The following is a 1,077-nucleotide window of genomic DNA, read 5'->3' on the forward strand; positions in this document are numbered from 1 at the left end:
CAGACGGTGGCGGAGCTGGCTGCCGGGCTCTCCGGCAAGTCCGAGCTGGAGGCCGGGGCCCTGGCCGCGGTGGCGCCGTTCGAGCTGATCAGCGAAGACGACCGGAACAAGCTCCCCGAGGGTGTCACCGACGCCTACCCGCTCACCCAGATCCAGACCGGCATGATCGTCGAGATGCTGGGCGACGATTCGCGCAACAAGTACCACAACTGCGCCGTTCACCGTGTGCGTGACGACCAGCCCTTCTCGGAGTCCGCGCTGCGCGAGGCGGTCCGTACGGTCGCCACCAGGCAGGACGTCCTGCGCACGTCCATCGACCTGACCTCCTATTCGGTCCCCATGCAACTGGTGCATGCCGAAGCGCTGGTCCCCGTAGCCGTACACGACCTGCGCGGGCTCTCGGAGGAGACACGTCAGGTGGTGCTCCACTCCTTCCTGTCGGCGGAGCGAGCCGATGTGTTCGACCTCGCCACCGCGCCCCTGCTGCGCGTGAACGTGCATCTTGAGGAAGACGGCTGGCGCCTGGCCTTCACCCAGTTCCACGGAATCACCGAGGGCTGGGGACACCACATGCTGCTGATGGACGTCATCAACAGCTATCGGCGGTTGCGGGACGGCCACGAGCCGGAGGCGTACGAAGCCCCGGCGGTGCGCTTCGCCGACACGGTAGCGGCCGAACTGCAGGCTCTGGCCTCGGACGATGACCACACCTACTGGCGGAACATCGTCACCGACCGCGCGCCGTTCACTCTCCCCGCCGGCTGGGGTGAGGACTCGGAACCGGGTGAGGACTACACCGTCCGCATCCTGCTGGGCGAACTCGCCGATCCGCTGCGGGCGCTGGCTTCGCGGGCGAAGGTGTCGGTCAAGAGTGTGCTGCTTGCCGCGCATCTGAAGGTGATGAGCCAGCTCACGCAGGAGGCCGAGTTCCACACTGGCCTGGTGTGCGACGTGCGGCCGGAAGCGCTGGGTTCCGAGCGGGTATACGGGATGTACCTGAACACTCTGCCGTTCCCGGTCGACCGCTCGGCGCGTACCTGGCTGGAGCTGGTGCGTCAGGTCTTCGACCGCGAGGTG

1 protein-coding gene is annotated in these 1,077 nt (G+C 67.3%); it reads left to right on the forward strand.

The features are described from left to right. Positions 1-1,077 (forward strand): condensation domain-containing protein (locus ACZ6CL_RS43025; RefSeq protein ID WP_468947057.1); only part of this gene is annotated, 1,077 nt, incomplete at both ends.

Source organism: Streptomyces sp. NPDC041200, from assembly GCF_055591805.1.